27 protein-coding genes are annotated in these 25,668 nt (G+C 64.2%); 11 read left to right on the forward strand and 16 right to left on the reverse strand.

Features of this window, described 5'->3' with window-relative positions; genetic code table 11:
- Positions 1-1,885, forward strand: a 1,885-nt coding sequence (locus C495_RS12950; RefSeq protein WP_008163627.1) for an LUD domain-containing protein, incomplete at its 5' end; no start/stop codon positions are given.
- A 127-nt stretch (positions 1,886-2,012) separates the two neighbouring features.
- On the opposite strand, the gene C495_RS12955 is transcribed toward C495_RS12950, so the two are convergent.
- From C495_RS12955 to C495_RS12980, 6 genes are all read right to left on the reverse strand, one after another.
- On the reverse strand, positions 2,013-2,267 hold the full coding sequence (locus tag C495_RS12955; protein ID WP_008163628.1) for a DUF3194 domain-containing protein: 255 nt from the start codon (positions 2,265-2,267) through the stop codon (positions 2,013-2,015).
- Positions 2,268-2,663, reverse strand: a complete 396-nt coding sequence (locus C495_RS12960) for a prefoldin subunit beta (RefSeq protein WP_008163631.1) — start codon at positions 2,661-2,663, stop codon at positions 2,268-2,270. It abuts the gene before it with no gap.
- Between the two features lie 192 nt (positions 2,664-2,855).
- A complete protein-coding gene (locus C495_RS12965) occupies positions 2,856-3,134 on the reverse strand; it encodes a KEOPS complex subunit Pcc1 (protein ID WP_008163633.1) in 279 nt (92 codons plus the stop codon).
- 6 nt (positions 3,135-3,140) lie between these two features.
- Entirely contained in the window at positions 3,141-3,275 is a 135-nt protein-coding gene (locus tag C495_RS12970) for a DNA-directed RNA polymerase subunit P (RefSeq protein ID WP_008163634.1), read from the reverse strand.
- A 22-nt stretch (positions 3,276-3,297) separates the two neighbouring features.
- On the reverse strand, positions 3,298-3,558 hold the full coding sequence (locus tag C495_RS12975; protein ID WP_008163636.1) for an eL43 family ribosomal protein: 261 nt from the start codon (positions 3,556-3,558) through the stop codon (positions 3,298-3,300).
- Positions 3,559-3,647: 89 nt separating this feature from the next.
- Positions 3,648-3,854: a hypothetical protein gene (locus tag C495_RS12980; RefSeq protein WP_008163639.1), complete on the reverse strand. Its 207-nt coding sequence runs from the start codon at positions 3,852-3,854 to the stop codon at positions 3,648-3,650.
- A gap of 230 nt (positions 3,855-4,084) precedes the next feature.
- On the opposite strand from C495_RS12980, the gene C495_RS12985 reads away from it, so the two are divergent.
- Positions 4,085-7,819 carry a CARDB domain-containing protein gene (locus C495_RS12985; protein ID WP_008163641.1) on the forward strand — a complete coding sequence of 1,245 codons (3,735 nt, stop codon included), beginning with the start codon at positions 4,085-4,087 and terminating at the stop codon, positions 7,817-7,819.
- Positions 7,820-7,868: 49 nt separating this feature from the next.
- On the opposite strand, the gene C495_RS12990 is transcribed toward C495_RS12985, so the two are convergent.
- Positions 7,869-8,621 carry a DUF2103 domain-containing protein gene (locus C495_RS12990; RefSeq protein ID WP_008163643.1) on the reverse strand — a complete coding sequence of 251 codons (753 nt, stop codon included), beginning with the start codon at positions 8,619-8,621 and terminating at the stop codon, positions 7,869-7,871.
- A gap of 60 nt (positions 8,622-8,681) precedes the next feature.
- Positions 8,682-9,521, reverse strand: a complete 840-nt coding sequence (gene surE, locus C495_RS12995; RefSeq protein WP_008163646.1) for a 5'/3'-nucleotidase SurE — start codon at positions 9,519-9,521, stop codon at positions 8,682-8,684.
- 102 nt (positions 9,522-9,623) lie between these two features.
- On the opposite strand from surE, the gene C495_RS13000 reads away from it, so the two are divergent.
- A complete protein-coding gene (locus C495_RS13000; RefSeq protein ID WP_008163647.1) occupies positions 9,624-10,145 on the forward strand; it encodes a hypothetical protein in 522 nt (173 codons plus the stop codon).
- A 35-nt stretch (positions 10,146-10,180) separates the two neighbouring features.
- Here the strand turns inward: C495_RS13000 and C495_RS13005 are convergent, their stop codons facing one another.
- The 4 genes from C495_RS13005 to pth2 all read right to left on the reverse strand — a co-directional run bounded on the left by C495_RS13005 (position 10,181) and on the right by pth2 (position 12,698).
- Positions 10,181-10,492 carry a hypothetical protein gene (locus C495_RS13005; protein WP_008163649.1) on the reverse strand — a complete coding sequence of 104 codons (312 nt, stop codon included), beginning with the start codon at positions 10,490-10,492 and terminating at the stop codon, positions 10,181-10,183.
- 63 nt (positions 10,493-10,555) lie between these two features.
- Positions 10,556-11,905: a tRNA pseudouridine(13) synthase TruD gene (truD, locus tag C495_RS13010; RefSeq protein ID WP_008163650.1), complete on the reverse strand. Its 1,350-nt coding sequence runs from the start codon at positions 11,903-11,905 to the stop codon at positions 10,556-10,558.
- Positions 11,906-12,005: 100 nt separating this feature from the next.
- Positions 12,006-12,263 carry a hypothetical protein gene (locus C495_RS13015; protein ID WP_008163654.1) on the reverse strand — a complete coding sequence of 86 codons (258 nt, stop codon included), beginning with the start codon at positions 12,261-12,263 and terminating at the stop codon, positions 12,006-12,008.
- Positions 12,264-12,359: 96 nt separating this feature from the next.
- Positions 12,360-12,698, reverse strand: a complete 339-nt coding sequence (gene pth2, locus C495_RS13020; RefSeq protein WP_008163655.1) for a peptidyl-tRNA hydrolase Pth2 — start codon at positions 12,696-12,698, stop codon at positions 12,360-12,362.
- 253 nt (positions 12,699-12,951) lie between these two features.
- Between pth2 and C495_RS13025 the strand changes: the two genes are divergently transcribed.
- The 5 genes from C495_RS13025 (at position 12,952) to C495_RS13045 (ending at position 17,020) form a co-directional block, all read left to right on the forward strand.
- Positions 12,952-13,551, forward strand: a complete 600-nt coding sequence (locus tag C495_RS13025) for a DsbA family protein (RefSeq protein ID WP_008163657.1) — start codon at positions 12,952-12,954, stop codon at positions 13,549-13,551.
- A gap of 44 nt (positions 13,552-13,595) precedes the next feature.
- On the forward strand, positions 13,596-14,198 hold the full coding sequence (gene dcd, locus C495_RS13030) for a dCTP deaminase (RefSeq protein WP_008163658.1): 603 nt from the start codon (positions 13,596-13,598) through the stop codon (positions 14,196-14,198).
- Positions 14,199-14,418: 220 nt separating this feature from the next.
- Positions 14,419-15,288 (forward strand): CPBP family intramembrane glutamic endopeptidase, encoded by an 870-nt coding sequence (locus C495_RS13035; RefSeq protein WP_008163661.1) that lies wholly within the window; start codon positions 14,419-14,421, stop codon positions 15,286-15,288.
- 111 nt (positions 15,289-15,399) lie between these two features.
- Positions 15,400-16,299 (forward strand): thiamine-phosphate synthase family protein, encoded by a 900-nt coding sequence (locus C495_RS13040; protein ID WP_008163664.1) that lies wholly within the window; start codon positions 15,400-15,402, stop codon positions 16,297-16,299.
- Position 16,300: 1 nt separating this feature from the next.
- Positions 16,301-17,020: a class I SAM-dependent methyltransferase gene (locus tag C495_RS13045; RefSeq protein WP_008163666.1), complete on the forward strand. Its 720-nt coding sequence runs from the start codon at positions 16,301-16,303 to the stop codon at positions 17,018-17,020.
- 15 nt (positions 17,021-17,035) lie between these two features.
- Here the strand turns inward: C495_RS13045 and C495_RS13050 are convergent, their stop codons facing one another.
- The 3 genes from C495_RS13050 to C495_RS13060 all read right to left on the reverse strand — a co-directional run bounded on the left by C495_RS13050 (position 17,036) and on the right by C495_RS13060 (position 19,239).
- Positions 17,036-17,458: an acyl-CoA thioesterase gene (locus C495_RS13050; RefSeq protein WP_008163668.1), complete on the reverse strand. Its 423-nt coding sequence runs from the start codon at positions 17,456-17,458 to the stop codon at positions 17,036-17,038.
- Positions 17,459-17,535: 77 nt separating this feature from the next.
- Positions 17,536-18,303: a DUF7001 family protein gene (locus tag C495_RS13055; RefSeq protein WP_008163669.1), complete on the reverse strand. Its 768-nt coding sequence runs from the start codon at positions 18,301-18,303 to the stop codon at positions 17,536-17,538.
- A gap of 6 nt (positions 18,304-18,309) precedes the next feature.
- A complete protein-coding gene (locus C495_RS13060; RefSeq protein WP_008163671.1) occupies positions 18,310-19,239 on the reverse strand; it encodes a sulfide-dependent adenosine diphosphate thiazole synthase in 930 nt (309 codons plus the stop codon).
- Positions 19,240-19,396: 157 nt separating this feature from the next.
- Between C495_RS13060 and C495_RS13065 the strand changes: the two genes are divergently transcribed.
- On the forward strand, positions 19,397-19,786 hold the full coding sequence (locus C495_RS13065) for an FxLYD domain-containing protein (protein WP_008163674.1): 390 nt from the start codon (positions 19,397-19,399) through the stop codon (positions 19,784-19,786).
- A gap of 34 nt (positions 19,787-19,820) precedes the next feature.
- Positions 19,821-21,389, forward strand: coding sequence for a flippase (locus C495_RS13070; protein WP_008163676.1), 1,569 nt, complete (start codon positions 19,821-19,823; stop codon positions 21,387-21,389).
- On the opposite strand, the gene C495_RS13075 is transcribed toward C495_RS13070, so the two are convergent.
- A complete protein-coding gene (locus C495_RS13075; protein ID WP_049890354.1) occupies positions 21,390-22,853 on the reverse strand; it encodes an MATE family efflux transporter in 1,464 nt (487 codons plus the stop codon). It abuts the gene before it with no gap.
- Positions 22,854-23,127: 274 nt separating this feature from the next.
- Between C495_RS13075 and C495_RS13080 the strand changes: the two genes are divergently transcribed.
- Positions 23,128-25,614 carry a DNA topoisomerase I gene (locus C495_RS13080; RefSeq protein ID WP_008163680.1) on the forward strand — a complete coding sequence of 829 codons (2,487 nt, stop codon included), beginning with the start codon at positions 23,128-23,130 and terminating at the stop codon, positions 25,612-25,614.
- The last annotated feature ends 54 nt before the right edge of the window (positions 25,615-25,668 follow it).

The raw sequence follows: 25,668 nt of genomic DNA on the forward strand, positions 1-25,668 counted from the left end.
GATGTGTATAAGAGACAGCGACACACCCTCCCACATCGTCGGGCCGGCGATGCATCTGAGCCAGCCGGAGATCGCCGAACTGTTCACCGAGCGCTTCGATCCCGACGAGCCGTTCGAGACGGCCGAAGAACTCACCCAGTTCGCCCGCGACTATCTGGGCGAGCGCATCCGCGAGGCCGATGTCGGAATCACGGGCGCGAACTTCGTCGTCGCCGAAACGGGGACGATGGCGCTCGTCACGAACGAGGGCAACGCCCGCAAGTGTGCCGTCACGCCAGATACACACGTCGCCATCGCTGGCGTCGAAAAACTGATCCCATCGGTTCGGGACCTCAAGCCGTTCGTCGATCTGATCGCCAAGAGCGCGACGGGCCAGCCCATTTCTCAGTACGTGACGATGCTGACGCCGCCGACCGCGTCGCCAACATTGGCGTTCGACGACCCCGACAGCCCCGTCGCGGGCGCGGACGCGAGTGCGTCGTCCGCAGGCGCTGAACCCGACCGCGACTTTCACCTCGTCTTGCTCGACAACGGCCGCATGGACATGCGCGAGGACGACCAGCTCCGCGAGACGCTGTACTGTATTCGGTGTGGGGCCTGTTCAAACTCGTGTGCGAACTTTCAGGCCGTCGGCGGCCACGCCTTCGGTGGCGAGACGTATTCGGGCGGCATCGCCACCGGCTGGGAGGCCGGCGTCCACGGCCAAGACAGCGCCGCCGAGTTCAACGACCTCTGTACGGGCTGTTCACAGTGTGTCAACGCCTGTCCAGTGAAAATCGACATCCCATGGATCAACACCGTCGTCAGGGACCGCGTCAACCACAGCGACGACCCTGCGTCGTATGACTTCCTCGTCGATGGGCTGACGCCCGACGCCGAGGCCGATGCCGGCGGTCTCGACCCCGGCAAGCGGTTCTTCGGCAACATCGACACGGTCGCGAAACTCGGCTCCGCGACGGCACCCGTCTCGAACTGGCTCGCCGAGACTGGCCCTGTCCGTACGCTGCTCGAGTCCGCCCTCGGTATCGACCGGCGGCGCGAGTTGCCGACCTTCCAGCGCGAGTCGCTCGTCGACTGGTTCGAGGCTCGAGGCGGCGTGGCGGCCTCGAGACGCCGCGCAGAACGCGCCGCGGCCGAAGCCAGTGAAGCCGACAGCGACCGCGAAGCCGTCCTCTACCCCGACGTCTACACGAACTACGTCGACACCGACCGTGGGAAAGCCGCGGTCAGGACGCTCGAGGCACTCGGCGTCCCGGTCAGCGTTCCCGATCTCCCCGAAAGCGGCCGCGCGCCACTGTCACAGGGGATGGTCGCCACGGCGGACCGACAGGCCAGCCGCCTCTACGGGGCCGTCGTCGAGGACCTCGATGCCGGCCGCGACCTCGTCGTCATCGAACCCTCCGATCTGGCAGCGTTTCACCGCGAATACGAGCGGTTGTTGCCGGAGCGGTCGTTCGAGCGCCTCCGGGACAACAGCTACGAGGTCTGTCACTACGTCTACGGCCTCCTCGAGCACGGGGCCGACGTGGATGTGCTTGCAACCGCCGAGGGTGGTGGTGACGCCACCGACGGCCGTGGAGAGCCGATCGCCTACCACTCCCACTGCCAACAGCGCACGCTCGGTCTCGAGGCCCCGACGACGGCGCTGCTCGAGCGCTGTGGCTACGACCCGCAGACCTCGAGCGTGGAGTGCTGTGGCATGGCCGGCAGCTTCGGCTACAAACAGGAGTACTACGAACTGAGTATGGACGTCGGCGATCGACTGGCTCAGGAGTTCGAGACGGCGGCGACCGTCGTCGCTTCGGGCACCTCGTGTGGCGACCAACTCGAGACACTACTCGAGCGCGACGTTCCCCACCCGATCGAGCTACTGGCGCCACGCTGAGTGGACACCGTACTCGCCGACCCCGGCTGGAGCACGGTTCGACCGGCCGGTCGAACTGGCGAGCGGCGCGCTCATGGATCGTGGCGTCACGAAAATGAAACGGACGGCCGTCGGTCGGCCGGACCGCTTACTCGCCGAAGAGGTCGTCGACTGCGTTTCGCGCAGCGAGCGCGGCGTCGTCGGCGACCTGCTCGGCGTCGGGCGTTTCCTCGCTGCCGGGCGCGTTGAGATAGACGTCGACCTCGAGGACGCCGTCTTCGAACGTTACGGTAACGTCGAGATCGCGAACCGCCGACTGTTTGTACTGCGAGAAGACGTAGCCTTCCGCAGCATCCGACGCCGTCTGGACGACGTCGTCGGCCGTCGGCTCGTCAGTCGACATTTATGCGCCGCCAGCGCCGGGGCCGCCTGCCGGGCTTGGGCCGCCGCCCATGCCGCCACCGAGGAGCTCTTCGAGCTCGCCCTGCAGGCTCTCGAACTGCTCCTGCACGCGCTCTTCCTGTTTCTCGAGCGTCTCGACGCGGATCTCGAGGGAGTCGACCTTGTCCTCGAGGTCGTCTTCGGCCTCGTCGTACTCGGTCTCGACGAGCAGTTCGCCGACCTTGCGGTACATCGGCGTCTCCTCGTCGATGTTCTCGAGTTCGTCGAGCGCGTTTTTGGCGTCGGTGAGGCTCGATTCGGCTTCCTGTTTCTGGACGGCGACCGTCTGAGCCGTCTCCTGAAGGTCCTGCAGCTGTTCGATTTTCTCCTGTGCTTCCGGCGGTAGATTACCTTGCATATCTCGACCGTCGCCCTCCGGACGGATAAAGCCAAGCTTTGTCGTCGATCAGCGACCCCCAACGACGACGGGGATAGAGAGGGGGCCGGGCCAACCCGAGATGCTGGCGACGCATACGGATTGCTGTCCCTGTGTCCCGCCGATCGCCAGCATGGGTCAGCGATCGGCGGGAATCGACTCCAGTAAACCGTATCAGTCGTGACTCGCCGATGACTCGAGGATGCGCTCGCCGATGGTAGCCGTTCGTTCGGCGACATCGACGAGTGTGAACCAGGTGTTGATCGCCGCTCGAAGGGCGATCACGTCCGCGGCCGCGATGTCGATGCAGACGACCGTCTGTCGGTGTTCGATCGTCGTCTGGGAGCGGTCGTCGTCGATCTCGCCGATCTCGCGGCGGACGCTGTCGGCGATGAGTCGTGCACGAGACGGCGTCTCGTACTCGAACTCGAGGGTCGCGTCGTGAGAAAACACGCGCGGTTACTGAACGTCGACTTCCTTGACGTCGCGGCTGCGCTCTTTTAAGAGCACGCGGTGACCACAGTACGGACAGCGAACGCCGCCGTACTCGTCGATCTGGACGTCGCGTTTACAGCGGGAGCATTTGTAACTCATACTGAATCAGTGTCTGTGGTCGTTATTCGTCTTCTGCCAGTGCAGCGCGGATCGAGCGCTTGACGGTGCGGCCGGCGGGCGTCTCCGGGCGGTAGGCACCGCCGGTGAAGACTTCGCCGGTCTCTTCGTTCTTCCAGATACCGGTACCGACGCGGGTGACGGAGTCCCCGTCGACTTCGGCGTTTTGCATGTCGTCTTCGATCTCACTGACGCGACGTCGGGCGACGCGACCGTATCGTGCGCCAAAGCGGCCCGCGCTACCGACTGTTCCTTTCTCGGCCATAGTAGGACTAGCTATCCCCAGCGGATTCTTAAACCTGTTGAGTCGCGCCGGCGTGGGTGGCGAGTGCGTCTCGGGGACAGTCGCATGGATCACGTCTCGGCAGTTGCCCTCGCCACCGGCCCGACGAGCAACTCGCGGAAGACGAATCCGAGGGCGGCGAGGTAGCCAGCCGGCGCAAGCGGCGCGGCAAGCAGCCCGGTTGCGACGCCCGTTACCGCGATGACTGATCGAACGACGAGTCCACTCACCGCAAGCAGCGGAATCGCAGCCAAGACAGCGTCCGGTCGCTCGAGCATGGCTAATCATATCTCATTACTGCCGCTCGGATAAGGGTCTGACAACCAGCAGACAGTGTCACTTCCATCGGGTACTGACAGTATTTGGACACGGTCCGTGTTTGTGGTGGTTCGATACGCACTGTGGGTCGACTGGCTGCCCGTCGGTTTCGCCGCGATCGTATGACGAATACTGATTGTCTGGTAAACAGTGACAATGTATTATGCGTTTTGTCGTGGGAATTCTACACATGCGGCGACGACGCTATCTCGCCGCCGGGGGCGGTCTGGCGGCAACGCTTGCGGGGAGTGTGGAAGCGATCGAACGGGGACTCACGGGAGGAAGGCGTGCCATCCAAGACGGTCTCATCGAGGTCCGTATCCTCGAGACGAACGCACCCGTCGAGGGTGGGTCGCTGCTCGAGGTAACCGTCGAAGTGGAGAACACAGACACTACGCCGGTGAATGCGGCCGTCGAGAGTATTTATGAGGGAGATCATCGATCAACCACCGAACTGACGGTCGGTCCCGGCGAGACCGAGACGCTCGACTACATCAGTTACCGAACCGCTCCAGTCGACCAAGACGACACGGTCACGATTCGGTTCGAGACCGCCGACGATGCGGCCGAACGGACGGTCGACGTGCTCGCTGTCGAGGAACTGGACAGCTCACAGCGGTCTCCGGCCCCGGAGCTGACGGTGCAGCCAGGGACGACGGTGCTGTTCGAGGTCGAATCCGATGCGCTGGGTGAGTACGGCGGCCAAACACAGTGGTTCATCGACGGGGAGTACGTCGGCTGGTCGATGGGGCCCTGGTTCAGCACGTATTATGACCATCAGGGGGCCGACTACTGGCAGACGACGTTCGACGATGCTGGCACCTACGAGGTCGCTGCCGCCGTCGGCGACGACGACCACACTCGAGCGATGTGGACGGTCACCGTGGCGGAAACCGGCACCGCAGCGCCGACCATCGAGGGGCAACGGCCGGCCGACGACTCGCTCGCGGTCGACCCCGACGACCCAATCGACCTCGAACTGGATGTCGCTCACCCCGACGGCGCGCTCGAGCGCGTCGTCTGGTGGCTCGGGCACGCAGACGTCATTCTCGGCGAAACGGCGGTAAGCGGCAGCGAAGACACCGCGACGCTCACCCTCGAGAGCAGCTGTCACGGCTGTCCGATCATTGTCTGGGTGATCGACGAACATGGGTCCAACACGTCCGAGAGCCCGTGGGTGATCGACGATGTCGGTGACCCCGACGCGGAGCTGGCCGTGACGATCACCGAGACGAACGATCCCGTCGACGCTGGCGATGTTCTCGAGGTCACGGCGACACTCGAGAACACGACCGGCTCCGAACTGACACAGGATGTCGAACTCATCGTCGGCCACGACCCCGAACTCGTCGACAGCCAGTCGGTGACTGTCGGCGCTGGCGAGACCGAAACGATCGATCTCGAGTTCGAAACGGCGGCCGTCAGACGAACCCAGTCGTTCCCTGTGCGGGTCGAAACCGAAGATAGCACCGACGAGCGAACCGTCGAGGTGATCGGCACCGACGACGTCGGGCTGGACGTGACGATCACCGAGACGAACGCGCCGGTCCGGACGGGCGAGTTTCTCGAGGTGACTGCCGAGGTCGAGAACACGCACGGCACAGGGCTAACCCGAGAGGTACAGCTGACTGTCGGCCACGACCCGACGGTGGTCGAGACGGTCGACGTCTCACTCGAGCCGGGCGACAGCGAGACGATCACGATGGGCTACGAGACCGCCGTCGTCGAGACCGCCCAGCGGTTTCCAGTTCGAATCGAAACCGAGGGCGATTCGGACGAGGTCCCGGTCTTCGTCTACGTCGACGAGCCGCCGCTTGCGGTGACGGGCCTCGAGACGAACGATCCGGTTGCGACCGGCGACGTTCTCGAGGTGACGGCCACGCTCGAGAACACCGCCGAGTCGGAGACGACCCAAGAGATCGAACTGATCGTTGGCCACGACCCCGAACTCGTCGATTCTCAGTCGGTGACGGTCGCCGGTGGCGACACCGAGACGGTCGATCTCGAGTTCGAAACGGCACTCGTTCGGCGGACCCAAACGTTCCCCATCCGGGTCGAAAGCGACGACGACGCAGCCGTCCGTGACGTCGAGGTGATCGGCACGGACGACGTCGAGGTGAGCATAACGATCACCGAGACGAACGATCCCGTTGACGCCGGTGACGTCCTCGAAGTGACCGCCGAGATCGAAAACGCGAGCGCGGTCGCCGTCACGCAGGATCTCGAGTTCGTCGTCGGCCACGATCCGACCGTTGTGGACACCGCCTCGGTGCAACTCGAGCCAGGCGACAGCGAGACGGTTACGATGTCGTTCGAGACGGCGCTCGTCGAGGACGACCAGGAGTTCCCGGTTCGCGTCGAGAGCCCCGTCGCCGCGGACGAGCGCACGGTTCTCGTCTACGGCACCGATGACGAAGATGACGACGAACTCGAGATCGAGTTCGCCGACTGTACACAGGCCACCGTCTCCGGCGCGTTCGACGACGGCGACGATCTGACCGTCGAAACGCTGTTCATCGACTCGGCGGGTGTCGGGAACGCTCATCACGGGATCACGGTCGGCGACGAAATCGACGCCCCGTTTTCGGGAACGATCCGATTCGAGATCGGTGAGGGTGACGGAGTCGTCGACGAAACCAACGACGAAGTCGTCGTCGGACTCCCGGATGACGGCTTCGGGTCGACCATCGGAACGATCATCGTCAACTGGTTTGGCCCGGACGAAATCCGCGAGAGCAACCCGAACGACTGCGTCGACGAACGACGGCCCGAGCAGCCGACGATCGACCTCGAGGACGTCACGCCCGAGGAAGACGACAGCCTGGTGGTGACGTTCGGCTACGAGAACCCAAACGACCTCGACCTCTTCGGCGGCGCGTTCGTCGCCGGGACGACCCCGGACGAACCGCCCACGCTCGAGCCTGGGTCCCACACGTTCACCGTTGAGTGGACGCCCGAGACCGACGACGAGCGACTCGTCTGGGAAGTCGACCTCTCGTCGTATCTCTACGACGAGACGCTTCGGGCCGAAACGGAGCCCGCCGGGGACTATCTCGATCTGGAGCCGGAATTTTCGGTCTCCATCCTCGAGGCAACCGACCCCGTAACGGCAGGTGAGATGCTCGAGGTAACGGTCACCGTCGACAACGTCGGCGGTGCGGCGGGGTCTCAGGAACTCTCACTCGAGATCGGTGGGCAAGTCGTGGACACGACACAGGTCGACCTCGAGAGTGGCGCGAGTGAAACCGTGACGCTGTCGTACCAGACTCAGCCCGAAGACGTCGGCGACCTCGAGGTGACGGTCCGCAGCGAGGACGACGAGGCGACGACACAGGTGACCGTCGAGGAACCCCTCGAGCCGGCGACGATCGAGATATCGAGCGTCAGCGCACCCGACTCGGTCGAAGCTGGGGACACACTCGAGGTAGCTGCCGAACTGACGAACGTCGGCGACGAAGCTGGCGAGACGGGTGTGGAGTTGGATCTCGACCAGCAACAGAGTGTTGACAGCCAGCCGGTGTCGATCGGTCCGGACGAAACAGGGTCGGTTTCGCTGACCTATCAGACGACCCCGGCGGATGTCGGCGACCGAACCGCGACCGTGCGAACCGACGACGACACGGCATCGGTTCAGGTCACGGTGACCGAACCCGAAGTGGATACCGAACCGCCTGAGGACCCACCCGAAGAACCAGGGCCGCCTGAAGACACACCAGGAGAGCCACCAGAAGAGCCAGGGCCGCCTGAAGACACGCCAGGAGAGCCACCAGAAGAGCCAGGGCCGCCTGAAGACACGCCCGAGGAGCCACCTGAGGAACCACCGGCTGATCCCCCAGCAGAGCCGCCCACAGAACCACCTGCCGAACCAGCCGACGAACCACCAGACCAAGATCCTGACGAAGCTCCCGACGACGAGTCGCCGTAACCGACGACACTTCCTCGAGCGAGTGGGCCGTTCTCGAGACGGCCGTCAACTACTGAAACTCAGCGTCGGTCAGGACCTCGTTCAAATCGTCCCGAATCATCTCGCCCATCTCCCGGTCGCGGGCGGTCGTCACGACGCGGTTTTCCTGCACGCTCGAGCCATCTCGTAAAAGCATCCGAACGTTGCCGCCGTCGTCGGCGCGGGTTACCTTCGCTCGAAGCCCTGATTGGGACCCCTTCCCACCGGCGTCGATCGGCCCCGGAATGACCTTCTTGACGTGGGGGTGGTCCGCGACGGTGTGGATCGCCCGCATCCCCGTGCGGCCGCCGATAAGGGTGGTGTGGCTGCCGCCGATTTTTTCGGCTGGCGGCGTCTGGACGACATCGAGGGCGCGATTGCCACGGCGCTCGAGGACCGCCTCGACTGGGTTGGCGTCGTCGACGCGATAGCACGGGAAGTGGATGTCCTCACGGACGGCCCGGATCACGTCTCGTTCGCCGCCCGCGTACACCTCTTCGGGTCGTTTACGCCGGATTTCGTCACCGATTCGGCCCGCGAAGTTCCGCAGTTCAACGATCTCGTTCTCGCCGTCTTCGGGCGTCGTCGTGATCGTCGTCTCACCAAGCACCGGATCGTCGAGTGTGGCCGTCGTCGGATCGTCGTCATCGTCGCCCGCGAGCATCGTCATCGTCGCCCGCTCGCGCCCCGCCTCGAGGACGACCGCCTCGGTGTTTTGCTCCCGACAGACCAGACAGTAGTCGCCGGGTTTCTCGAGCGGCGAGGCACAGTGGCGACACTCCATACCGCCAGTTCGGGCGGGGCGTGTAAAATTGACGTGTTTTCGATCGTCTCTGGACGGGTGTTAGAGTACGCGCTCGAGGATGGTCCGGACTGCATCGGTCTTGACGACCTCGTAGGGGACTCGCATCGGGGAGACGGATACCGCACCCGCAAGCAGCGCGTGGCGGTCGGTGTCCTCGGGATCGGGGATGTCCCGGTTTGCCATCTGCTGCCAGAGCCGGTTGGTCAACTGGAAGCCACCCTCTTCGAACGTGGCGTCCATCTCGTAGACCTCCGTGGGGCGTGTCAACTCGAACTCACCCGTGTCTAGATCCGGCCGTGGCACGTTGACGTTCAGGTAGTCGATCCGGTCGAACAGGCCCGTCTCGTGTGTGTCCCGCGCCAGCGTTGCGGCAGTCTCACCAGCTCGTTCGAAATCCGCGGGCTCGAGGTCGCTTTCCATGCCGAGTGTGTCCATCGAAACCGCGATCGACGGGGTGCCGAGAAACGCGGCCTCCATCGCGGCGCTAACCGTCCCTGACCGCGAGAAGACGTAGGTCCCGAGGTTCGCCCCGGCGTTACAGCCCGAAACGACGAGATCGGGATCGGACTCGAGGGCGTTGACACCCACGATGGCACAGTCACAGGGGGTGCCGTTGACGGCGTAGCCCAGTTCGTGGTCGGTGTGGGGAACTGGCGAGGTAAAGGAACTCTCCTCGAGATCGAGCGTGAACCCGTCCGGATCGTCGGTTTCGTCGCTCGTGCGGCCGTAGGATAACGACCGGCCGACGGCGCTTTGGTTTCGGTCCGGGGCGACGACGGTGACTGAGCCGACCTCGGTGAGCGCGTCATACAGCGCGCGAATGCCCGGCGCGTCGATCCCGTCGTCGTTCGTCAGGAGAATGTCCGGCTGCTCGTCCATACAGTCCGTGTTAGGGATGGGGCTGGATACGAGTATCTATTCAATACTGATGACGCCAGCCGACACCCCAGTTTAATTCCCTGTGGCGAGTTGTCGGAAACGATGATCGCACTCGTACAGGCTGCGGTGACAACGCTACTGGTCGCACAGGCCGATCCCGGTATCGATATCAACATCGGAACGGCCGACAACCTCGCCGGGGGTGCCGTCGGCGCGTTCCTCACGACGCTGATCGTCGGCGTGATCATGATCGCGGTCGTCCCCGAGTACACCGAGCGGATGATGGGTGACGTGCTTGACGAACCCGTCGGCTCGTTCATCTACGGCATTATCGCGCTGGTGGCCGTGCTGATTCTGGCGTTCGTCTTCTTTATCACCATCATCGGGATCCTCGTGGCCCTCCCGCTGTTGCTCGTCGTGTACCTGTTGTGGGCGGTCGGATCAGTCATTGCGTATCTCGCCATCGCCGAGCGACTTATCGGCCGCGGCGACAGTTGGCTGAAACCCCTGCTCGTCGCTGCGGGACTCAACGGCGTGCTCACGCTGACGGGGATTGGCGGCCTCATCGCGTTCTGTATCGGGGCTGCCGGCTTCGGTACCGTGCTCCGATCAGTGCTGCGCTGAATCCGGCATCGACTGGCCCCGTTCGACGGAGCCGCTCACGCTCGAGTCCACCACGGAAGCGCTCGCCGGAGTCGGGCCAGCAGTGACGGCTCTTCGAGCCGAATCCGCAGTGTGGTTCCCTCGGCTTCGAACGTCACGTCGGTCGCGGGAATCCGCTCGCCGTCGGGCAACTGCACGGACTGCTCGGCAGCCGGGACCGTGCCACCGCTGGTGGCCCCGAACAGCGTCCGCGGGCGGCCCGTCGGTTCCGAGACGGGCGCACTGTACTCGAGTTCGTACACCGTCGTTCCGTCGACCGTCGTTTTCCGCCAGTCGACGAGGTCGGTTTCCTGATCCGTTCCAATCATGATCTGTTGTCGGCGTTAGTGTGCATCCGTCCGTTCTGTTCCATTCGATCCCGTCTCGAGCGATCAGCCCAGATCGACCGGGTCGACCTTCAGGTACTCTCGCAGGACGACCGTCGCGTACGATCCCTTCGGCAGCGAAAACTCGAGTGTCAACGGATCGGACTCGTACTCGAGCGGTGTCCGGACGAGGATCGCTCGACGGGTGCCACTCGAGTAGAACTCGCCGGGGAGGTCGAAATCGGAGGGCTCGAGGCCGAGATCATCGAGCACGGCGCGTTCGATCTCGCCCTGTTCGCCGTCTGCGAGGTCGGTGTCGGTGCCCACGAGCGGCGCGGTGACGAACGCGCGACCGCGCTCACAGTGGCGGGTTACGGACCGGACACGACGCTCGTCGACGCGCTGGAGGCGGTCCGTGTCGGGTAACTCGAGCCCGTCGGGTGCGTCGGTGTCGGCGAAACAGGCGACGTCACCCTCGACTGGCTCGTCGAACGGCAGCCCGCGCTCGAGGCGCTTTGAGAGCATCAGATTGAACGCGTACGACTGGGCGGCGTGGACGAACAGCCGCTGGAGATTCGAGGGGACGCGCTCAAGGGCAGCGCGGAAGTCTTCGGGACCCGGCTCGCCGTCGCACTCGGTGATCCCGTGGAGCATCGAACGCTCGTATCGCAGCCGGTTGGGAAAGCGCTCGAGGGCTTCCTGCCAGTCGCGGGTTTCTTGCACGAACGCGCGGGCGTCTTGGGTCCCTTCCGGCTCCGCGTCGGTTGGGTTGCCGAGATACGCCATCACCGCCCCCTCCCAGTCACCACGAGCGATCTCGAGGCCGACTTTGTGGGTGACCGGGCGACGGCTGCCAAAGCGCTGCTGGCCGAAGAAGTTGGGGACGCCGACGACGGTGCCCTCAGTGTCCGCGTCCTCGAGGCCGCCGAAGGCGTGGAGTTCGTCCGTGATTTGGGCCACGTTTGCGGGCTGATCGGGGTCGCTGACGACGAGTTCGAAGGCGTTACCCGCCAGATCACCGAACTCGAGCGAGCGGCCGGCCCGGCCGAGGATGTCGATTTCGGCCCCGTCGACATCGGGGAGGTCGTCAGGATCGGCTCCGTACACCGAAAAGAGCTGGGTCGTCACCGCGTACTTGTCTTTCGTCCCGGCCCAATCAACTCGCTCTCGAGAGATGCCGAGCGCGTCCGACAGCCGGCTCGCGAAGTCGTTGGTGTCCCATCCCGACAGCGTCACCCGGAAGACGAGATGCGGGTAGGCGTCGAGGCTCGCGTCGACCGGCTCGGTGGAAAAGCGCTCGAGTTCGCGCACGCGGAAGTGCTCGTCGTCCTCGCGCAGGTGACCACCGACGCCGTCGGTGTCGCTGACGTAGTGCTCCATACCGACGGCCTGCTCTGTGGGATGTGCCGGGCGCATATGCTTGGCGGCGCTTTGGCCGCCGGGGATAAATCGGTTCGTTCTCGAGACGGCGCTACTCGAGTCCCACCCCCCCCCACATGAACGAGTCGGTCCGAAATTAGGCTTCGCTGCTGAGGTCTGCGTCGACGCGAATCTCCGAGTCGGTGATCGTCTCGATGTTTTCGGCAGGGATCTCGAGGTCGTCCTCGCCGGCATCGCCGTGGCCGAGACTCTGAAGCCACGCGTTCGTGAGACTCGGATCAGGATCGACGTAGGCGACCTGTTCAATGGGGTCGATTTCGGTGACGATGCCGATCTGTTCGCCGCGAACGTCCATCAGGAACTTGCCTTCATCTTCTGTCGAGAGGACTGACATTGTGACCATAAATTGTTGTGTCGATGAGAAGTATCTGGTGGTTGTGACAGCGTGTTAACACGCGATAGCGTCGTCCGGCAGCGCCGTCACCTCCGTTCAGAACAGCGAGAGGTTGCCGGTGACGCTGTCGACACGGCCGTCAGCCGCCGGGCCGACGGCCAGCGTGGTGACGGTACCGGGCTCGAGTTGGGTGTGGCCGGCGTCTCTGACGATGGCGTGTGGAATCCCGTTGCTGTCGGCGATTGCGGCGAGTTCGTGCAGTTGGCGCTCACTCTCGCCTTTCAACACGACCTTCTTCTGGCCGCCGCTTTTCCACTGGCTCTGGAGTTGGCTGTCTGCTTTCTCGTAGGCCGACAGCGACGCGTGGGCGACCTGTGCGGCGAGCTTTCCCTGTCCCATGCCGATGTCGGTGCGAGCGACGATGGCCTGTTTCATACCGAATCGGAGAACGTCGTCCCCTATAGCCACAGCGAAAGCGATAGCGCAGCCCAAATATAGTTTACTACTGCTCTGTTAGATATGAATATAGAAGGTACGCCGCTCGTCGATCCTGACGCGTACGTCGCTCGAGGCAGAGACCGAGTGGCTATCAGTGACGCTATCGACGCGGTCGGTCACCAGTCGCTGACCGGACGATAACCGAGTGGATGGCGGTACGTATTTCTACGCCGAATCGATAGTTTGGGACATGAAACTCACGCGACGGACGGTTCTCGGCACGGCTGCGGCTGTCAGCGTCGGAACCGGAATTGCGGGCTGTCTCGGTAGTGAAGACCCGCCGGAGCCACCCGTGCTTGGCGATCCGGACGCCGACGTGACAGTGACCGTCTACGAGGATTTCTCCTGTCCGAGCTGTCAGTACTTCAAAGAAGAGGTCTTCCCGGACATAGAGGAGGCCTACATCGAACCAGAACAAATCAGATACGAACACCGGAACTACCCAATCCCGGTCGACGACACCTGGTCGTGGGCGATCGCCTGCGCGGCACGCGAGGTCTACGAGACCGAGGGCAACGACGCGTTCTGGGCGTTCGCAACCGATATCTACGACCACTTGGGCTCGTACTCCTACGATGCGATCGAAACGGTCGCCAACGACCTGGATCTTGACGGTTCCACGGCCCGCGAGGCAGCCGAGGAGGAGACCCACCGATCGCTGATCGAAGACGACAAGTCCTACGGCAGTTCCAACGGCGTCGAGGGAACACCAGCCGTCTTCATCGACGGCGACCAGATCGACCTCACCGAGACGAACCCGATGGCCGAGATCAACGCCGCACTCGAGTAAGCTGGATCGAACGGTTTACACGCCCACCGTTCGACTCGTCGGATATGATCCTCTCCGATGCAGACATCCTGCGACGGCTCGAGGAGGGCGACCTCGTCGTCGACCCTCTCGACGATCCCGAACTCCAGATCCAGCCCGCAAGCGTCGACCTCCGGCTTGGCCGGGAGTTCCTCGAGTTCCAGCGGACGAACATCCCCTGTATCCACCCTACCTCCGAGCGCGAGGTCGGCGAGTACGTGACCGAGACGATCGTCGAAGACGGCGACGACTTCATTCTCCACCCCGGCGATTTCGTACTGGGGACAACCCACGAACGCGTCGAGATCCCGGCGGATCTGATCGCCCACGTCGAAGGACGCTCGTCGCTTGGCCGACTCGCCATCGTCGTCCACGCCACGGCCGGCCTCTGTGATCCGGGCTATCGTGGCCAGATCACGCTCGAACTCTCGAATCTCGGCAGCGCCCCCGTCGCACTCACGCCCGGTATGCGCATCTCCCAGCTGACGTTCACCGAGCTGAAGACTGAAGCCGAACGCCCGTACGGGAGCGACCGCGGCTCGAAGTATCAGGATCAAGATGGCCCGCAGGCCTCCCGTATCCAGAGCGACGACGAGTTCGGCGGCGACCAACTCGAGCGAAACGGGTAATACTGTCGGACAGAACTATTCGACGATCGATCGCGCTACTGCGACCGTCACCCTCGGAGACGTCCGCAGAACGGATGCGTTCTGCTGGGCATCGCAACCCACGGGGTTGCTCAACGGCCGCGAATTCGCGACCGACGTCTCACTGACTGCTGTCCGATAGTATAAGCGCCGACCACTGTCAGCGCGAACGAATTAGTAGCTCTGCTGACGTACAGCCGGTATGGGTACTTCGAATCAGCAACTCGAACAGCCTCGAGGGCGGCACGAATCCGTCTCCGTTCGTGCACTCGGGGCGTTTTTCCTTCTGACGTTTGCGTTCTCGTGGCTGCTGTGGCTCCCGAAGGTCGCGATCGCATCCGACATCGCTCTCGGCGGCGGAACGATGGAGACCGTGCTCCGTTCCGTGAGCGCGCTCCCGGAGGTGGGGGCGTTCGGGCCCTCCGTCGCAGCGTTCGTGCTCGTCTACGCCACCCACGGCCGCGCTGGCGTCAGCCGACTGGTGGGACGGGCACTCGACCGATCGTTCGACCGGCGGTGGCTTGTCCCGATGCTGTTCCTCTTTCCGCTGCTTGCGGCCGTCGCGCTCGGTGTCGCCGTTGCGACCGGATTCGAACCGTCGCTCCCGTGGGCTGGACAGCCGGTCGCGCTGCCGGTTGCGTTCGTCTGGATTCTGCTGCTCGGTGGCCCGCTCCAGGAAGAGTTCGGCTGGCGTGGCTACGCCCTCGAGCCGCTGCAGGCGCGGCTGGGCTCGCTCGGAGCAGGCCTCGGGCTCGGTCTCGTCTGGGGCGTCTGGCATCTGCCGTGGTTCTACATGCCCTCGATGACGATGTACTACAATCGCCCGATCTGGGGGTTTCTCGTCACGATCACGCTGCTGTCGGTCGTGATGACGTGGCTGTTCGACAACACCGGCGGGAGTCTCCTCGGGATGGTCCTAGTCCACACGACGTTCAACTGGTCACAGTGGGCGTTTCCGGCGATCGACTCGGATACCGGCGGCCTCGTCGTGATCGGACTCATGGCCGCGCTGGTGGTCGCGATCGTCGCCCGCCACGGAACGCAGACGTTCGCGTCACGGCCCCGCAGCTAACGCCGGGACGCGGTTCGTGTGTAACGAACGATTCCGAACGGCACACAGCAGCCGCTGATCGGCAACGAGGGCCACAGTTATCCGGTGGGCGACCATACCGACACCAAACAGATGCAATTCGTCGAAGAAATCGTCGTCGACGAGTTCCTGCCGACGGTTCGGTCGCTGCTGGCAGGAGCCCTCCGCGAGCGTGGCCTGACCCAGAGTGAAGTCGCCGGAATGCTTGGAATCAGTCAGAGCGCCGTCTCGAAGTACGCCCACGGCGACGTCACCACGAACGACCGCATCGCCGACGACGAGCGTGTCAAAGCCCTCGTCACGGAACTCGCCGATGGGCTCGCAGACGGCGATATCACCCCTGTGCAGGCACTGATCGAGATCGAAGTCCTGATTCGGGACCTCGAGGCCGGCGGGGACCTGCTGGCACAACTCCACGAAGAGGCCGTCCCGGAACTCGCCGAGTACGGCTCGAGTTTCCGCGTCCACGATCCCGAAAGCGATCTGCGAACCAGCGAGCGCGTGCTTTCGTCGCTCCGGCGGGGACTGCGCGTCCTCGAGAACGCGAGTGGCTTTACGCGGCTGATTCCCGCGGTCGGCTCGAATCTGGTCGCCTGCACGCCCGACGCCGACGACGTCGACGACGTTGCCGGCGTGCCGGGCCGGATCTTCGACGTGAAAGGTCAGGCGACGGTGCCGTCCAGCCCCGAGTTCGGGGTCTCCGAACACGTTGCGACGGTGTTACTCGCCGCCCGCCGCCACGGTGCAGATGCGTCGGCAGCGATCAACATCACGTACGATCCCGAACTGCTCGACCGACTCGCCGAACGCGGCCACGTCACCGCGGAGTTCGACGAGGACGGCGATGTCGCCTCGAGCGTCGGGGCGGCGATCGAAGACGAACCGGACGCGACCGTGCTCTACCAGACCGGCGGGATGGGGATCGAGCCCCTGATCTACGTGCTCGGGCCGGATGCGGAGTCGGTCGCGGAGACGATTCGTGCGCTGATCTGAGATGGATTCGATTCGCTCGACACTCGAGGCACGCATGGAGCCCGAGGACGCACAGGCGTTTTACGGCCGCTGGGCGCGCCTCTACGACGTCATTGCGCGTCGAACGCCCGGTATTCCGGCGCTGCGGCGGCGAGCGGCAGCCGCCTGCCGGCTCGAGGCCGGCGACACCGTCGTCGAGATGGGCTGTGGAACGGGCGCGAACCTGCCCTATTTACGCGAGCAGGTCGGCCCCGAGGGGACCGTCATCGGGATCGATTTCACAGGACCAGTGCTCGAGCGAGCGCACGAGTTGACGAGCGAGTACGACAACGTCCACGTCGTCCGGGGTGACGCCACGCGACCGCCGCTTGCTCGTCTCGACGACGAGACAGCCGTCGACGCCGTTCTCGCGACGTTCGTCGTCGGGATGCTCGCCGATTCCGCGGGGGCGGTCGACGACTGGTGTGATCTCGTCGGGCCCGGTGGGCACGTCGTCCTCGCCAACGCCGCTCGCAGCGAAGAATGGTACGCGCCGCCGGTCAACGCCGTCTTCCGAGCAATCGTCGTCCTTTCGACGCCACCGACGACGAAACTCCGATACGAGAACGACCCGCATGTGCGACTCGACGAGAAGATCGACGCTGCTCATACGCGTCTCCGCGAGCGATCTGTGGCCATTGCCGATGAAACACACGTCTTCGGCGTCGTTCGGTTGACAGGTGGCCGACTCGAGACGTCGTAATCGACAACCAACCGTTCAGGACTGTGTCGACGCCTGCTCCTCGAGGCCCTCGTACTCACAGACCGGCGCTCGAACCTCGGGCGGAAGCGACGACGGCCGTTTGGTTTCGGGGTCGATGTGCACCATCGTCGTCTCGGCCGTCGCGGCAACGTCGCCGTCGACACGGATCTCGTATGTCATCGTGCAACTCGAGTCGCCGAGTCCGGACACCCAGAGCGCGACGGTGGGGTCGTCACCCGCGACGATCGGCCGTTCGTACTCGATCTCGAGATTTGCGACGACGAACGAGAAGTCATCGTCGGGTATGCCGACGACGTCCTCGAGGTAGTCGACGCGGGCGGTCTCGAGGTAGCTCGCGTAAACGGCGTGATTGACGTGGTTCAGAGGGTCGAGGTCGCGAAACCGGACGGGAACGTCGACGGTAAACGGTTCACTCATTGTGTGTTGTTTCACTCGAGTCGACGAAAAGAGGGCTCCGGTTTCGATTTCGAACGGCCGCGTTCAGACCACCACAATCACGAGTCACCGTACAGACGCGCGTGGGCCGCACAGAACGGCGGGTCGCGCAACTGGGCCTCGATCAGGTCCTCGTGGTAGTGGGCGTTAAAGAGGCGACACCCCGCTTGGTCACAAAACGCCTCGCCCGTCTCGAGGTAGTGGACGGCCTGCAACGCGTAGCCCTTCAGCGCGTCCGTCGATCGGGGGTCGTTCTCGACGAGGAAGTCGCCTTCGACCTGATTCTCGAGCACTTCCCGCGGCGGCGCATCGCCGGATAGCAGGGCGTGGCGCTGCTTTGCTTTGTAGTAGGCCTCGGGCTTGGCGGGTGCTTCGTACAGTCCCGGTACCGAGACGAGCGCGGGCTGGCCGAGGACGATCACGCGCTTGTGCCAGCGGCCGTCGTGGTCGCCCCACGTGCCGAGCGCCCGGTCGAGGATCGGGACGTGCAGCGTCTCGAGGCCGCGCTCTGTGGCGGGGAGAGCGCTGTTCAACGCTCGCTGAATCTGCATACCGTCGTAGAGCACTCCGCCCTCGCGCTCGGGCTGTTCGAGGGCGCGTTCCTCATAGCGGATCGTCCCGAGCATCGTGTTGCCGGTCTCGCGCTCGTACGGCGAGGTGACCCGCGCCTCGGCGAACCGTTCGGCGAGGTCGTCGGTGCGATGGCTCTCGAGGAATCGGTCTCGGACCGTGACTGAGGCATCGATCCGGGCCTCGAGCCACGCGCCGAGTTCGTCGACGTCGACGACGTTTGTCGGGGCGCGATACAGGACGACGCTGTCGACCATTGGCTTCTAGTCGTCAGCGGGCGCTGCACGCGAGGTTAGTTCGACCGGGTCGGCGTCGACCTCGAGTTCGTCCAGCGCAACCTGCGCGGCACGCTTTCCGGAGACGAGCATGGCACCGAACGTCGGCCCCATCCGCGGCAGCCCGTAGGTCGTCGCGGTGGCCATCCCGGTCGCGATCAGGCCCTCGTGGACGAGGCCGGTGTGTTCGACGACGGCGTCTTCGCTTTTGCCGACCCACATCGAGTCGTGGCCGGGGGAATCGTGGCCGGGTGCGCCGTAGGTGTCGTCTTCGGTCTGATCCATTACTTGGCCGCGCTCGCGGGCGTCCTGAATGCCGGGGGCGTCGAGGACGCCGCGCTCGTCGAGTTTCGTGACTGCCATCGCGTCGTGGCCCGTCGCGTCGATCACCAGATCCGCCTCGACGGCGATCGGGTCGACGCAGGTGATCTCGCGGGGCAGCGCGTGGACCGGCGTCCAGTTCATCACGATCCCCGAGACCTTGTGGTCCTCGCGGATGACGATGTCAGTGAACTCCGTCATGTTCTGCATTTTCGCACCGGCGTCACAGGCTGCCTTAATCAGTCCCGAACAGGCCTCCGGGCCATTGGCGACGTACAATCCCTCACTGTCTTGGGCCTGCTTGTAATCCACCTCGAGGTCCTCGAGGATCTGCTGGGCGGGGTCGCGTACCGTCACCTTGTTCATCAGAAAGCCGCCGAGCCAGAAGCCACCGCCGAGATAGTTGTTCTTCTCGACGACCATCGTCTGGACGCCGCGTTCTGCGAGTTCTTTCGCCGCCGTCAGCCCCGACGGGCCGCCGCCGACGATGATCACGTCCGAGTCCGAGAAGTCCATGAACTCCTCGGTCCACTCCTGTCCGATTGCGCGCGTTACATCCGCTTCACCGACCTGACTGAACTGTTCGAAGTCGCTCATACAACTAGGTGGTACGACTGGGTAGTGAAAAGTCTGTCGAGGCGATGGGCTGATATGAACGCGGCCTCGACGACGGGCGAGCACGGCGAGCCGACAGACGACGTGGGAGCCACGACGACCCGAACGCTGAAGGCTTGTCCTCGTCTACAGTAGCCAGATGCATCGTCGTGCGTTTCTCGCGTGTGCCGCCCTCGCCCCGGTCTCCGGCTGTCTCGACTTCCTCGAGAACAATGGCGAGGAGATCACCGAACCGGGCGATGTCGAAATCGTCTGGGACGACCTCACGCGAGAGGACCCCGGAACCGAGGACGAACGCGTCGTCGTCTGGGGTGTCGTCAGGAACGTCGGCGAGCGAACGCTGTCATACATCGAGATTCGGGCGACGTTTTTCGACGCCGATGGCGAGGAACTCGAGAGCGTTATCGAGAGCGTCGATGTCGACGACGACGCACGCGAGGAGTGGGCCTTCGCCGTCGAGTTCCCTCGCTTTGGTGAGGACGCAGCCGCCGTCGTAACCTACGAACTCGAGCCGGTAACGGGGGTCTAATGGCGGCGATTATGGCCACGAACAGGAGCGAACGATGACTGATCCGGACTCGACCGCCACTGGCGGCACCCAGCCTGAATCCGGTCCCGATTCGGACCCGGATCACGACGAAGGCGTGTCGACGCTCGCAAAACAGGGGAGCATCACGTTCGTTGGGAACGTCGTCAAAGGGGTGCTCGGGTTTGCGATCGTCATGTTGATGACCCGGTTTGTCAGCCCGTCGGTGTACGGCCTGTTCGTGCTGGCGACGTCTGTGATCCTGTTCATGCAGGTGTTTGCGAACCTCGGCCTGCCGCTGGCGATCGACTACTTCGTCCCACAGTATCTGGCCGACGACGAGCGCGGGAAGGCAAAGGGCGTCATCGTGCAGGTGACGGCGACCGTGTTGATCACGTCGTCGCTGGTTGCGTTCGTACTCGCACTCAGTGCGGCGTCGATCGGCGAGTTCTTTCAGGAGCCGTCGATGCGTGTCGCACTGCTGTTTCTCTCGGTCACGATCCCGATGCTCGCGATCTACAACGTCCTGTTGACATCCTACTACAGCATCAAGAAACTCCAGTACCGGGTGCTGATGCGCGATCTGGTTCGACCGATCGTCCGGTTTGCCGTCACCGCAGGGCTGCTGTTGGTCGGCTTCGGGCTGCTCGGTCTGATCGGCGGTTACGTCGTCGGCCTGTTCGTTGCGATTACGGTCGGTGCAGCCGTCTTCACCTACAAGGCGTGGGACCTGCTATCGGCCGAACTCGAACTCGTTGCCCCGGGGCCGCTGGTCAGATACTCGCTCCCGCTGGCGATGACCAGCGTCGTCTTCGTGTTGATGGGCCACGTCGACTACTTCATTCTCGGCTTTTTCCTCGAGTCAGATAACGTCGGTATCTACCGCGTCGGCTACATGCTCGGCTCAGGGCTGATGATCATCTTCAACTCGCTGTCGCCCGTGTTCAAGCCGTTGATCGCCGAAACGAGAGACGATATCGACCTCGTCGAACAGCGCTTCCGGATCATGGCCCGCTGGATCGCCGCGATTACACTCCCAGTTGCGATTTTCCTCTCGCTCGGTGCGAGTTCCTACCTCGCCGTCCTCTATACGCCCCAGTACGCCGAAGCGAGCGCCGTCGTCGTCCTGCTTGCGGGAGCGTTCCTCTTCAACGTCACCTTCGGCGGCCCCGACGGCTCGCTGTTACAGGGGATGGGCTACTCGCGGATCGTCTTCGCCAACACGCTGGTGCTCTTCGGCTCGAATCTCGTCGTCTCGTTCGCACTCGTCCCGATCATCGGTATCGAGGGCGCTGCGATCGGCTCGGCGACGGCGCTCTTTCTCGTTGGCGGCCTGACCCTCGTCGAGATCTACTATCTCGACGGCATCCATCCGTTTACACGGGATTTCGCCAAAGTCGTCGGTGCCGGCGTCCCGGCGACCATCGCCGGCGTGCCCGTTGTCTACTTCCTCGAGTCGGATACGATCACGGCCGGCGTGCTTCCGGTCGTCGTCGTCGGCACCTACCTGCTGACGCTGATCGCGACGGACGCCTTCACCGACGCCGACGCGCAGATGGCCGCAGAGTTCAGCCCGACGCTTCGAAAGTGGCTCCCCAGTCGCTGATCAGTCGTCGATCGGTTCCACGTCGCCGTCGTCCGTCGCCTGCTCGTCTCGAGGGCGAGGTGGCGACCCGTCCTTCGACTCGCGGTCCTCGTCGATGACGCCCTCCGTCCACGTCCCCAGCCGGAACCAGCCGACGGCGACGAGAAAAGAAGCCGCCATTCCGAACGCGTAGGCCCACCAGATCCCCTCGATGCCCCAGTCGAGACCCCCAACCTCGAGGCCGATGATCGGGACCGTCACCGTCCAGGCAAACGCGAGCACGAGCGCGACGGGAACGCGGAAGATCCACCGCGAGAGAAACGAGAGGACCATCGCCTCTTTCGTGTTGCCAGCGCCGCGAAACGCCCCCTGAATAACCATCACACCGGCAAACAGCGCCCAGAAGGGGGCCATAATTCGAAGGAAGACGACGCCCTCGGCAATCACGTCGGGATCGTCGACGAAGATTCGAATCGCCTGTGCGGGAAACGCGAGGAGCACGACGACGACGGCACCGATCAGGACCATCGTCCCCGCAGTCGCCGTTCGCGTGACGGCAGCGGCACGGTCGGGCGTCTTCGCGCCGAGGTTCTGGCCGACGCCGGTCGCCGTCGCGTTTCCGACGGCACCCGAGACGGCCCACGTGACCGACATCAGGCGAACGCCGATCCCGTACGCCGCTGTGGGTGCCGCACCGAACCGAGCCACAAAGCCGGCCATCGCGACCGACGCGAAACTGCGCGCCCAGCCGTCGATCGTCGAGGGGTAGCCGACGTCCACCAGCCGTCTCAGAATCGCGACATCGGGCGCGAGGTCCTCGAGTCGCAGGCGAACGCCGAAGCGGCCGTCGAGCAGGATGTAGATTCCGGCGACGGTGGCGAACGCGCGGGCGACGAACGTCGCGACGGCGGCGCCGCGAGTCCCCATCTCGGGGAACGGCCCCCAGCCGAGGATGAAGAAGGGGTCGAGGACGACGTTGATGCCCGCGGAGACGAAGACGAGCCACATCGCCGTCTTCGTGTCGCCGGCGCCCTGCAGCGACGAGCGGAAGGCGAAGAAGAGAAAGGTCAGCGGCAGGGCGAGAAAGATGACCTCGATGTAGGCGAGCGCCTCGACGAACACCTGATCGCGCGCGCCGATCAGGGTGAGAAGCGGCCGTCGAAAGGCGAGCCCGACCGCTGCGAGGACCGTTGAGACGGCGAGCGTGAGCAGAACGGTCTGTGCGACGACCCTGTCGGCCATTCGGTCGTCGCCCGAACCGACGTACTGGGAGACCAGCGCGATGGTCGCCGCGGTGATCCCCATCGCCGTCGAGACGAACATCCACGAGAGCGGAAACATCAAGGAGACGGCAGCGACAGCCTCGCTGCTCACGCGACCGACCCAGAACATATCCGCGAGGTTGTAGAACGTCTGGAGCAGGTTCCCGAGCACCAGCGGCCACGCGAGATGCAACAGCTTCGGGGGGATCGCCCCCGTCGTCATATCGACGCGCTTGCGGTCCGTCTCTGCCACGTTGTGTCTGCTACGAGTGAGTCCCGGTTCCGTCAAAAGCGCTTGGCTCCCCGGGTCCGTTGCCGGCACTCCGACGCCCACAGCTACACCCACCTCGCACACGCGCGACCGCTTGAGTACGCGCATACCCGCGCTGTCGGCGGGTTTTGGCGAAAGCGTTATCAGATTCTCAGGCGTAGCGCCCGACGATGCAGACCACTCGCCCGCAACTGGGGGGACCGATCGCTCGAGGAGGTGACCCGCCGTGGAACTGATTATCACGGAGAAAGACAACGCCGCACGGCGGATCGCTGACATTTTGAGCGGCGGCACGTACGACTCGAGTCGCGAGAACGGCGTCAACGTCTACGAGTGGGGTGGCAAGCGCTGCGTGGGGCTGTCGGGCCACGTCGTCGGCGTCGACTTCCCCTCGGAGTACTCCGACTGGCGAGACGTCGAACCCGCCGAACTCATCGACGCGGACGTCGAGAAGACGGCGACGAAAGAGAACATCGTCGCAACGTTGCGAATCCTCGCGCGGAAGGCCACACAAGTCACGATCGCGACGGACTACGACCGCGAGGGTGAACTCATCGGCAAGGAGGCCTACGAGATCGTCCGCGACGTCAACGAGGACGTCCCGATCCAGCGCGTTCGGTTCTCCTCGATTACGGAAAACGAGGTCAAAAGCGCCTTCGACGAACCAGACGAACTCGACTTCGACCTCGCGGCCGCGGGCGAGGCACGCCAGATCATCGACCTCATCTGGGGGGCATCGCTCACGCGATTCCTCTCGCTGTCTGCCGGCCAGCTCGGTAACGACTTCATCTCCGTCGGTCGCGTCCAGTCGCCGACGCTCAAGCTGATCGTCGACCGCGAACGCGAGATCGAGGCGTTCGATCCCGAATCCTACTGGGAGCTGTTTGCCGACCTCGAGAAAGACGACGACACTGACGCCTTCGAAGCCCAGTACTTCTACCGCGACGAGGACGACAACGAGGCCGAGCGCGTCTGGGAGGAAGCCGTCGCCGACGAGGTCTACGAGACGCTCTCGAGTCGCGACAGCGCGACGGTCGTCGACGTCACCCGCCGAACTCGAACCGACACGCCGCCGACGCCGTTCAACACGACCCAGTTCATCCGCGCGGCGAGTGCCATCGGCTACACGGCAAAACGGGCGATGTCGATCGCCGAGGAGCTCTACACCGCCGGCTACATCACGTATCCGCGGACGGACAACACTGTCTATCCCGACGATCTCGACCCCGAAGACCTGCTCGACGACTTCGTCGGCCACTCGACGCTTGGCGAGTCAGCCGAGTCGCTGCTCGAGGCCGACGAGATCAGCCCCACCGAGGGCGACGAGGAGACGACCGACCACCCGCCGATCCATCCGACCGGCGAGATTCCGACCCGCGGCGACGTTTCAGACGACGAGTGGGAGATCTTCGAACTCGTCGTCCGGCGCTTTTTCGCGACGGTCGCCGACGCGGCTGTCTGGGAACACCTCAAAGTCGTCGCCGAGGTCGCCGACTACCGGCTCAAGGCAAACGGCAAGCGCCTCGTCGAACCGGGCTATCACGACGTCTACCCCTACTTCAGTACGACCGAGAACTTCGTGCCCGACGTCGACGAGGGCGAGAAACTGTCACTGTCGGACGTCGAACTCGAGGAGAAAGAGACCCAGCCACCCCGAAGATATGGCCAGTCGCGGCTCATCGAGACGATGGAGGATCTCGGCGTGGGGACGAAGTCGACCCGCCACGACATCCTCGAGAAACTGTACGACCGTGGCTACGTCGAGAGCGATCCACCACGGCCCACCCGGCTGGCGATGGCCGTCGTCGAGGCCGCCGAGGAGTACGCCGACCGGGTCGTCAGCGAGGGGATGACCGCCCAACTCGAGGCCGACATGGACGCCATCGCACACGGCGACGCGACCCTCGAGGACGTTACCGACGAGTCCCGTGAGATGCTCGAGGAGATCTTCGCCAACCTCGCGGACTCCCGGGAGGATATCGGCGACCACCTCCGCAAGTCGCTCAAAGACGACAAGCGACTGGGGCCGTGTCCCGAGTGTGGCGAGGACCTGCTGGTCAGACGCAGCCGCCACGGCTCCCACTTCATCGGCTGTGATGGCTACCCCGACTGTGAGTACACGCTCCCGCTGCCGTCGACGGGCAAGCCGTTGATTATGGAATCGGCGTGTGACGACCACGGCTTAAACGAGATCAAAATGCTCGCCGGCCGGCAGACGTTCGTCCACGGCTGTCCGCTCTGTAAGGCCGAAGACGCCGGCGAGGGGCCGATTCTCGGTGACTGTCCCGAGTGCAACGACGAACACGGCGGCGAACTCGCCGTCAAGACCCTCCAGAGCGGGTCGCGACTCGTCGGCTGTACGCGCTACCCCGACTGTGAGTACTCGCTACCGCTGCCACGGCGTGGCGACATCGAGGTCACCGACGAGTACTGCGAGGACCACGACCTGCCCGAACTCGTCATCCACAGCGGCGACGAGCCGTGGGAGCTGGGCTGTCCGGTCTGTAACTATCAGGAGTTTCAGGCCCGCGAATCGGAGAGCGGCTCCGAACTCGAGGCCCTCGAGGGAATCGGGGCCAAAACGGTCGAGAAACTCGCCGACGTGGGCATCGAGAGCATCGACGACCTGACCGAGGCCGACCCCGACGCCGTCGCTGACGATGTCGACGGCGTCAGCGCCGACCGGGTTCGGACGTGGCAGGCGAAGGCCTGATCGAGCGCCGTCGATTCCCACTCCCGTTTTCTCAGGATAACAGCCACAAAGCCC

This window comes from Natronorubrum sulfidifaciens JCM 14089, from assembly GCF_000337735.1.
GTDB lineage: Archaea > Halobacteriota > Halobacteria > Halobacteriales > Natrialbaceae > Natronorubrum > Natronorubrum sulfidifaciens.

Bases quoted from the DNA above. Each gene is read 5' to 3' on its own strand.
- C495_RS13050 (WP_008163668.1), bottom strand. From the start codon at position 17,458: ATGAGTGAACCGTTTACCGTCGACGTTCCCGTCCGGTTTCGCGACCTC.
- C495_RS12990 (WP_008163643.1), bottom strand. From the start codon at position 8,621: ATGGAGTGTCGCCACTGTGCCTCGCCGCTCGAGAAACCCGGCGACTAC.
- truD (WP_008163650.1), bottom strand. From the start codon at position 11,905: ATGCGCCCGGCACATCCCACAGAGCAGGCCGTCGGTATGGAGCACTAC.
- C495_RS12980 (WP_008163639.1), bottom strand. From the start codon at position 3,854: ATGCTCGAGCGACCGGACGCTGTCTTGGCTGCGATTCCGCTGCTTGCG.
- C495_RS13025 (WP_008163657.1), top strand. From the start codon at position 12,952: ATGAAACTCACGCGACGGACGGTTCTCGGCACGGCTGCGGCTGTCAGC.
- C495_RS12960 (WP_008163631.1), bottom strand. From the start codon at position 2,663: ATGCAAGGTAATCTACCGCCGGAAGCACAGGAGAAAATCGAACAGCTG.
- C495_RS12975 (WP_008163636.1), bottom strand. From the start codon at position 3,558: ATGGCCGAGAAAGGAACAGTCGGTAGCGCGGGCCGCTTTGGCGCACGA.
- surE (WP_008163646.1), bottom strand. From the start codon at position 9,521: ATGGACGAGCAGCCGGACATTCTCCTGACGAACGACGACGGGATCGAC.
- C495_RS13055 (WP_008163669.1), bottom strand. From the start codon at position 18,303: ATGGTCGACAGCGTCGTCCTGTATCGCGCCCCGACAAACGTCGTCGAC.
- C495_RS13015 (WP_008163654.1), bottom strand. From the start codon at position 12,263: ATGTCAGTCCTCTCGACAGAAGATGAAGGCAAGTTCCTGATGGACGTT.
- C495_RS13075 (WP_049890354.1), bottom strand. From the start codon at position 22,853: ATGACGACGGGGGCGATCCCCCCGAAGCTGTTGCATCTCGCGTGGCCG.
- C495_RS13040 (WP_008163664.1), top strand. From the start codon at position 15,400: ATGCAATTCGTCGAAGAAATCGTCGTCGACGAGTTCCTGCCGACGGTT.
- C495_RS13070 (WP_008163676.1), top strand. From the start codon at position 19,821: ATGACTGATCCGGACTCGACCGCCACTGGCGGCACCCAGCCTGAATCC.
- C495_RS13060 (WP_008163671.1), bottom strand. From the start codon at position 19,239: ATGAGCGACTTCGAACAGTTCAGTCAGGTCGGTGAAGCGGATGTAACG.
- C495_RS12985 (WP_008163641.1), top strand. From the start codon at position 4,085: ATGCGGCGACGACGCTATCTCGCCGCCGGGGGCGGTCTGGCGGCAACG.
- pth2 (WP_008163655.1), bottom strand. From the start codon at position 12,698: ATGAAACAGGCCATCGTCGCTCGCACCGACATCGGCATGGGACAGGGA.
- C495_RS13005 (WP_008163649.1), bottom strand. From the start codon at position 10,492: ATGATTGGAACGGATCAGGAAACCGACCTCGTCGACTGGCGGAAAACG.
- C495_RS12970 (WP_008163634.1), bottom strand. From the start codon at position 3,275: ATGAGTTACAAATGCTCCCGCTGTAAACGCGACGTCCAGATCGACGAG.
- C495_RS13000 (WP_008163647.1), top strand. From the start codon at position 9,624: ATGATCGCACTCGTACAGGCTGCGGTGACAACGCTACTGGTCGCACAG.
- C495_RS13035 (WP_008163661.1), top strand. From the start codon at position 14,419: ATGGGTACTTCGAATCAGCAACTCGAACAGCCTCGAGGGCGGCACGAA.
- C495_RS13045 (WP_008163666.1), top strand. From the start codon at position 16,301: ATGGATTCGATTCGCTCGACACTCGAGGCACGCATGGAGCCCGAGGAC.
- C495_RS12955 (WP_008163628.1), bottom strand. From the start codon at position 2,267: ATGTCGACTGACGAGCCGACGGCCGACGACGTCGTCCAGACGGCGTCG.
- C495_RS13065 (WP_008163674.1), top strand. From the start codon at position 19,397: ATGCATCGTCGTGCGTTTCTCGCGTGTGCCGCCCTCGCCCCGGTCTCC.
- dcd (WP_008163658.1), top strand. From the start codon at position 13,596: ATGATCCTCTCCGATGCAGACATCCTGCGACGGCTCGAGGAGGGCGAC.